Here is a 1,325-nt window from a genome sequence, read left to right as displayed (position 1 = left end):
CGGCCCGAAGACGCCGACGAGCTCGGGACCCAGGGCGCTGGCGATCTCGGCCTCGATCCGCGCCCGGCTGCTGCCGGTCAGCGCGTTGGTCAGCAGGTAGTCGCTCTCGATCGTCGGGTCGTCGACGCCCGCGATGTGGAGGAGCAGCGCGGCCACCCAGCCGGTCCGGTCCTTGCCCGCCGAGCAGTGGAAGAGCTGCGGGCCCCCGGTGGCGAGCTGGCGGAACAGGCCCGAGAACTCCGAGCGGGAGGTCTCGCTGTCGACGAAGCTCGTGTAGACGGCGTCCATCAGCTCGACCGCGCTCCGGCGGTCGCGCAGACCGGCGACCTGGTCCATCGGGATCCCGGAGACGTCGAAGTTGTGCCAGGTCGCGCCGTCGATCGGGACGTCGGGGTGGGCGTCGATCTCCATCTCCGAGCGGAGGTCGAGGATGGCGCGGAGCCCGAGGTCGGCCAACGTGCCCTGGTCGTCGTCGGTGAGGCGTAGCTCGTTGGAGCGGTAGAACACGCCGCGCCGTACCCGGGCACCATCGGCCGTCGCATAGCCGGGACCGGCGACGTCGCGGAAGTTGTCGGCCGACGCCAGCCGGAGGATCTCCTCGTTGCTGGTCACGCGACGAGGGTAGGGGGCACCCCGTGACGGTTCATCGAGCGACCCTCGACCCACCGTCGACGGCCCCCCGACGGCGGGGAGGAAGCGGGACGAACATCGACGTCCGAGCGGCGTACTCGCGATAGGCAGGGCGCTGCATCATCGTCTGCTCGAGGAGCCGTGCTCCGGTCGCGAAGACGAGGAAGTAGGTCATCGTGATCGGCGCGATGACCGTCGCCAGGCCGACCACCCAGCCGCTGGCCAGGCCGCCCGCGAGCCAGATGCCCCACCAGACGCAAGCGTCGCCGAAGTAGTTCGGGTGCCGGGTCCAGCCCCAGAGCCCGGAGTCCAGCACCGGCGGTCGCTCCTCGCGCGGCCGGCTGCGGTACGCCGCGAGCTGGGCGTCGCCGACGGCCTCGAACACGACGCCGAGCAGCCAGACCGCGACGCCGACCCCGACCAGCGCCGGCCAGGTCGCCTCGGACACCGAGCCGATCGCGACCGGCAGCGCCACCAGGCAGACGGCCGCGCCCTGGACGGCGAACACCTTGCGGACCGCGACCCCCATGCCGACCTCGGCGAGCGGACCGCCGAGCACCTTCTCGTAGCGGGGGTCCTCGGCGTCACCGCTACGGCGGTGGATGTGCCAGGAGAGCCGGAGGCCCCACAGGGCCACCAGCCCGACCAGCAGCCACGTCCGCCAGGAGTCGCCTTGGTCGAGGGCGGTCGCCGTG

Annotated in this window: 2 protein-coding genes; both read right to left on the bottom strand. The window is 72.4% G+C overall.

The window, feature by feature from the left end:
- Nucleotides 1-612, bottom strand: a 612-nt coding sequence (locus H0487_RS22635) for a tyrosine-protein phosphatase (protein WP_183096442.1), incomplete at its 3' end; no start/stop codon positions are given.
- A 31-nt stretch (nucleotides 613-643) separates the two neighbouring features.
- A partial coding sequence (locus tag H0487_RS22630) for a DUF1295 domain-containing protein (RefSeq protein ID WP_183096441.1) occupies nucleotides 644-1,325 on the bottom strand: 682 nt, incomplete at its 5' end.

This window comes from Nocardioides stalactiti (genome assembly GCF_014180715.1).
Classification (GTDB): Bacteria; Actinomycetota; Actinomycetes; order Propionibacteriales; family Nocardioidaceae; genus Nocardioides; species Nocardioides stalactiti.
The sequence above is the reverse complement of the archived record's forward strand: the minus strand, read 5'-3'. Positions and strand labels throughout refer to the sequence as shown.